This window comes from Anoxybacillus sp. PDR2, from assembly GCF_009834045.1.
In the GTDB taxonomy this organism is placed as follows: domain Bacteria; phylum Bacillota; class Bacilli; order Bacillales; family Anoxybacillaceae; genus Anoxybacteroides; species Anoxybacteroides rupiense.
In genome coordinates this window covers 324,001-330,000 of the sequence record NZ_CP047158.1, presented here as the reverse complement: position 1 = coordinate 330,000, position 6,000 = coordinate 324,001, and the positions used below count along the sequence as shown (strand labels likewise).

Here is a 6,000-nt window from a genome sequence, read left to right as displayed (position 1 = left end):
GCTTCTGTAATTCATTTTGCTCCATTTTCTTTTCACCTTCTGTAGCACAGGACGACTTCTTAATACATAGATTATATACTACCTTTTTTCAAAATGGAGGTATTTCCTATGCCGACATGGTTAAAAAATCAAATGCGCCGAGCTTATTATGAGAAAAATCGCTATCAAATAAAATTATTAAACCAGTGCTGGTTTTTCTACCAAAAGAAAGAGGCTATTTCAAAAAAGCGTTAATACCACTTATTGATAAACTGGAGATGGTAACATTTGTATCAATATAGAGCTTATTTTGAACGGTGTCCAGACAACGCCGCTTCCCAGAACCATCAACGGAACTGAAAGCGGCGTTGTTCAGACTTCGTCAAGCGGATGCATGACGAAAAGCTAAATATATGGACTGGCTTTCTAATGGTGGAGTTCTCCCCCGTTGGAAGCTGGATTTCAAGCTTCCCTTATTTTGCGACAAAAACATAATGAAAGCTTTTCTATTGCTCCAATGGAAGCATCGATAACGAAATCCTCCCTTTGGAAACATCGACACTTTCCACCCAAACCTTGACCACTTCACCTACCGCTACTACGTCAAGCGGATGCTTTACATATCGCTTGCTTAGCTTAGAAATATGGACAAGCCCGTCTTGCTTTACTCCAATATCAACGAATGCACCAAAATCGACAACATTGCGGACGGTTCCCTCCAGCTCCATTCCTTTTTGCAGATCTTCCATTTTTAAAATATCTTTTCGCAGTAACGGCTTAGGCAATTCATCACGTGGATCTCGCTCAGGACGGATTAAGGCATCGACAATATCCTTTAGTGTAAGCTCTCCGATACCAAGTGTTTCTGCTGTTTCCTTTATCGGAATGGACTGTAAAGCCCGGCGAAGAGCATCACTGCCGATATCATCTGCCGTAAATCCAATTCCTTGAAGCAATTTTTTTACCTCAGCATATCGTTCAGGATGAATAGGCGTTCTGTCTAATGGCTCATTCCCATCTACGATTCGCAGAAAACCGATACACTGCTCATACGTTTTGGCGCCAAGCCGTGGAATCGTTTTTAGCTCATTGCGGTTTTTGAACTTACCTTGTTCTTCTCTTCTTTTGACAATATTCTCAGAAACAGACTTAGATAGGCCTGATACATATTGCAAAAGAGAAACAGAAGCGGTATTGACATTTACTCCAACTTGGTTAACAACAGTCTCTACCACAAAGCGCAACGATTCTTCTAGTTTTTTTTGCGAAACATCGTGCTGATATTGGCCGACTCCGACCGATTTTGGGTCAATCTTTACAAGTTCGGCAAGAGGATCCTGAACACGCCGGGCAATGGAAACCGCGCTTCTTTCCTCTACTTGCAAATCAGGAAATTCTCTCCGCGCTAAATCCGAAGCAGAGTATACGCTTGCTCCTGCTTCATTAACAATTAAATAAAAAATCTCTTGTGGGAGCTGTTTCAACGTATCAGCTACAAATTGTTCTGTTTCCCTCGAGGCCGTCCCATTTCCAACCGCGACCATTTGTACACCATATTCCTGAATAATACGCAACATTTTTTCACGTGCTTCATCCATTTTCGATTGTGGAGGATGAGGATAGATCACATCAATCTTTAATAGCTTACCTGTTTCATCTACCACGGCCAGCTTGCAACCTGTCCGATAGGCAGGATCCACTCCCAGTACTATTTTTCCTTTTAATGGAGGTTGAAGCAAAAGATTGCGCAAATTTTCTGCGAAAATGTGGATGGCTCTTTCCTCCGCTCGCTCTGTGAGTTCATTTCGTATATCCCGTTCAATGGACGGTTCAATCAAACGTTTATATCCATCTTCGATCGCTTCAATTATATAAAAAGCTGCTTTAGACTGTGCATTCACTATTGTTTGGGCTTTCATATACTCTATAATATCCGCAACAGGCGCCTGAATAGAAATGCGAAGCACATTTTCTTTTTCACCGCGATTTAACGCTAAAATTCGATGAGGAACAATTTTATGTACCGGTTCTTCGTACTGATAATACATTTCGTATACATTTTTTTCATCTTTCTCGACCTCTTTTGCAGTCGATACAATGATACCTTTGTTCCAAGTCTGTGTACGAATCCATTGGCGAATAGCAGCGTTATCAGAAATCTGTTCAGCGATAATATCCTTTGCTCCTTGAAGTGCGTCATCCACTGTGTACACTTCTTTTTCAGGATCCATGAATGCTGCTGCTTTTTCTTCTGGAAGCGGGCTCATGGGGCATGTAAACAGCCATTCTGCTAGAGGTTCAAGACCTTTTTCCTTTGCGATGGTCGCTTTCGTTCTTCTTTTTTGTCTGTACGGCCGGTACAAATCTTCTACTTCTTGCAGCTTTACCGCTTTTTGAATCGCGCCTTTAAGCTCTTCTGTTAATTTTCCTTGCTCATCAATCAGGCGCAACACTTCTTCCTTCCGCTTTTCAAGGTTTTGCAGGTAGCTCCATTTCTCGAGCACTTCGCGAATTTGCACCTCGTCTAACGCACCTGTCATTTCTTTTCGATAGCGAGCAATAAACGGAACCGTATTGCCTTCCTCTGAAAGAGAAATCACATTGCGCACCTGCTGAACAGATAAGCGCAGCTCTTCAGCAATGATTCCGATAAGCGTTTCTGTAGTCACCAAAGTTCCTAACCCCCAACTATGTAATAATGGTCATTTTACCAAAAAATAAAAATAGCTACAAATGATGCAGCTATTTTCTACGGATTCTCCATATTCGAGCTATTTAGATAGACAGACCGTATTCCCCTTTAAAAATCAATGAGCCCTAGACTGATTTGGAGCGCCTCATCTACTTTATCCATCATTTCGTCATCTAAGTGCGTAATCTTGTCCGTGAGCCTTTGTTTGTCAATCGTACGAATTTGCTCTAAAAGAATGACGGAATCTCGTTCAAATCCATACCGTTTCGCATCAATTTCCACGTGGGTGGGCAATTTGGCTTTCTGGATCTGCGCTGTTATAGCTGCCACAATAACTGTTGGACTAAACCGATTTCCGATGTCGTTTTGAATAACTAATACCGGACGCACGCCTCCTTGCTCCGAACCAACTACCGGGGAAAGGTCCGCGAAATAAACGTCGCCACGCTTAACAATCAAAGCATTACCCCCCGCTAACTAAACGTTCAACGGTATGGTCGGCTTCATATTCCGCAAGAAACGCTTCCGATGCAATCGACAAGTTGATTTTCGCCATTTCCATGTAACCGCGTCTCATCGCCTCGCGAATGTGCCGCTTTTTTCGTTCACGAATGTACATTTTAGTCGCTTGGTAAATGAGGTCGTTTCGATTACCGTTTTCTTGCTTGACAAGACCATCTAACTCAGTCAACAATGCTTGGGGTAAGCGAACGACGATTTCTGTTGTTGCGCTCGATTCAGACATGAACATACACCTCCAGGAAACTATAGCCAAATAGTCCGCTCCCATTTATAATACTTACTCCCACTTTATAATATCATTAAACAAGGGAGATGCAAAGCCAAATTCGGTTTTCTCTGGCGATGACAGAGAAATTTTTATTTATGAGCAGCCGTTGCCATCTAAAACAACATTTCTCACTTCCATTATACTCTTCTTTTTTAAAAAAATACGGGGAACGCGATAACTTATTGTACAAGGGATCTCGTAGCTGATCGTTCCTACATACTTGGCCACATCATCTATTGTTACCTGAGCAGCTTCTTGCTTGCCGATCAATGTGACTTTCGTGCCAACCGGTACTTGTTCCGGCAGACGAATCATCATTTGATCCATGCAAATCCGCCCTACAATCGGCACCTTTCTTCCATTTACGAGCACATGGAAGTTTTGCAATTTTCTGATCCATCCGTCTGCATATCCAATCGGCACCGTTCCAATCCATTCTTCCTCTTCCGCTGTATAGGTGGCGCCGTAGCTCACTTTTTCCCCTGGGCGCAAGCATTTTACATGAACAATGCGGCTATGGAGCGAAAACGCTTCCTTTAATGAAAAAGGCAAGAGCGGCTTCATGTCTATCGAAGGAGACAAACCATACATCGCAATCCCGAAACGAACCATATTGAATACTTTATCAGGGAAGCGCAAGCTTGTCGCGCTGTTTCCACAATGGACCCGCTTTGGCAAATAAGGGAGCCATTCAAGCATGCGTAAAAATTTCTCGTATTGAAATGAAAAGTATTGTGTATCTAATTCATCGGCAGTGGCAAAATGGGTGTATACTCCTTCTAATAAAAAAAACGGATGCTCTTCAATCATCGCAACAATTTGTTTTGTTTCTTCTTCCTCTTTCACGCCAATTCTGCCCATTCCGGTATCCATTTTTAAATGAAAAGAAACCGGCTGTTTCTCTGTAAACAAATTTTTGGCTTTTTCCAGCCATTCTTTCTGAAATACGGTGAGCGTAATTTGTTCGCGAGCGGCTAAGTTAATGTCTTCAGGGCGAACCGCGCCTAATACAAGGATCGGGGCGCCCACTCCTTTTTTTCGCAGCGCAAGCGCTTCATCTAAAAAAGCTACGGCCAAATACGAAGCCCCCGCTTCCAACGCGGTTCTGGCCACTTGGACATCGCCATGCCCATACGCATTCGCTTTCACAACAGCCATAATTTCTGTCTGCTCTCCTAAAAAGGCGCGCAATGACGTAACGTTATGGAAAATAGCATCCAAATCGACTTCCGCCCAAGTGTCTCTATGAAACGAATGTATCATCGTGTAGTCCACTTCCTCTATTTCCAGTTATATAAAAAATTATTGTCTTTTATTTTTATGATGTCAACTAAAGATATTTTTAACCATGGGGTCAGATAAAATCGACTGACTTTGTTGGCCTTGTAATCTAGCAAAACACCGCATGATGGAACAAAAATAATAAAAAACAGGCTCTCTTGAATTTTTGAGCCTGTGCATTTTTTCTATTTCGCTTCTTTTCCTTGGACAGACTGAGCAATCATCACCATTTCGTCCTTTGTTAAGTCTTCGGAAGCGATCATAAATTCAATTCCTTTATATGTCCATGTGAGTGAATGATCTGTGAGTGCCCCGATAGCAAATCCTAAGTCCACTGGCTCACCATTGACAAGTGCGGATGAACCGAATGTCGGTAAGGCTTGAGCTGCCTCTTGGATAAGAGTAAATGATTTTTTGCCGCCAAACGTCATAATCACCCGTTTTCCGTCCTTCGTTGCGATTTCCTTTTCGTCGATTTGTTCAACACCTGTCGGCATGTTAATCGGGTACATTACTTCCGCAGCTTCATTTTCCCCTTTGGCCATCGTCGGTACTTCTAAACGTGCTCCTGTCATATTTTTCGTTGTATCAAATGCGTTTTTGTCAAATTTCTTATTAAATTCAATTTTGGAAAATTGTACAGTAAGCAATGCTTTCATATCCGTATCCATCACTTTGACTGACACAGGAGCTAAGTCCTTTTTGTTTAAAGTAATTTCTTGCTTCGGAATCACTTGACTGTTTGGATAATTCGTTTTCGTTTCAAACACATAGTGATCGCCTTTCGCTTTAAAGCTTGCTTTTTTGTCGCTTAAAATATCCTTCACTAACGATTCATACAAATAGGCTTGGCTTGTGTTTTTCGGCCAATCGCTTTGGAAGCGAAAGCTTTTGTTCAACGCTGGAGTAATCACAAAAACCCCTTCGTCGTTGCGTAAAATCATCTGATTTTGGTTTTTCTCGTCATTTTTTAAACTCACGCGGTAATAATGTGGTTGCTTATACCAAATTTCTACATCATACACTTGCGGCTCCGCTCCCGTCTTGAGCGTTAACTTGGCTGTGGCTTGGTAGCTGGAGACTTCGTCCATTTTTTCATCAAGCGCTTTAACAACATCTTCTTGTGATTTCGCACCGCATCCTGCTAGCCCCAAAAGCAGAACAATGCCAAGCAATGCGCTAACCAAATGTTTCCTCATTTTTTCAACCCCTTTGTCTCATATCAACATTAGGAGCATGACTCCTTTTTGCATTACCA

Annotated in this window: 7 protein-coding genes (1 of these 7 only partly in view); 1 reads left to right on the top strand and 6 read right to left on the bottom strand. The window is 42.1% G+C overall.

What is annotated here, in order from left to right; translation table 11 throughout:
* Positions 1–25: the start of a SprT family protein gene (locus GRQ40_RS01670; RefSeq protein WP_159719246.1), read on the bottom strand. Its footprint begins 452 nt before the window's first position; 25 of the gene's 477 nt are visible here — the first part of the coding sequence; its start codon is at positions 23–25; its stop codon lies beyond the left edge, outside the window.
* A gap of 83 nt (positions 26–108) precedes the next feature.
* Here GRQ40_RS01670 and cmpA point away from each other — a divergent pair, with 83 nt between their 5' ends.
* A complete protein-coding gene (gene cmpA, locus GRQ40_RS01665; protein ID WP_139788175.1) occupies positions 109–234 on the top strand; it encodes a cortex morphogenetic protein CmpA in 126 nt (41 codons plus the stop codon).
* A gap of 251 nt (positions 235–485) precedes the next feature.
* Here cmpA and GRQ40_RS01660 read toward each other — a convergent pair whose 3' ends face one another.
* The 5 genes from GRQ40_RS01660 to GRQ40_RS01640 form a co-directional block, all read right to left on the bottom strand.
* The gene (locus GRQ40_RS01660) at positions 486–2,651 is read right to left on the bottom strand and encodes a Tex family protein (protein ID WP_066149000.1); all 2,166 of its coding nucleotides are present in this window, start codon (positions 2,649–2,651) and stop codon (positions 486–488) included.
* A 128-nt stretch (positions 2,652–2,779) separates the two neighbouring features.
* Positions 2,780–3,130, bottom strand: a complete 351-nt coding sequence (gene ndoA, locus GRQ40_RS01655; RefSeq protein ID WP_003253417.1) for a type II toxin-antitoxin system endoribonuclease NdoA — start codon at positions 3,128–3,130, stop codon at positions 2,780–2,782.
* A 4-nt stretch (positions 3,131–3,134) separates the two neighbouring features.
* Positions 3,135–3,416: a CopG family ribbon-helix-helix protein gene (locus GRQ40_RS01650; protein WP_044741999.1), complete on the bottom strand. Its 282-nt coding sequence runs from the start codon at positions 3,414–3,416 to the stop codon at positions 3,135–3,137.
* 138 nt (positions 3,417–3,554) lie between these two features.
* A complete protein-coding gene (alr, locus tag GRQ40_RS01645; RefSeq protein WP_044742000.1) occupies positions 3,555–4,724 on the bottom strand; it encodes an alanine racemase in 1,170 nt (389 codons plus the stop codon).
* A 203-nt stretch (positions 4,725–4,927) separates the two neighbouring features.
* The gene (locus GRQ40_RS01640) at positions 4,928–5,941 is read right to left on the bottom strand and encodes a LolA family protein (protein WP_044742001.1); all 1,014 of its coding nucleotides are present in this window, start codon (positions 5,939–5,941) and stop codon (positions 4,928–4,930) included.
* Positions 5,942–6,000: the final 59 nt, after the last annotated feature.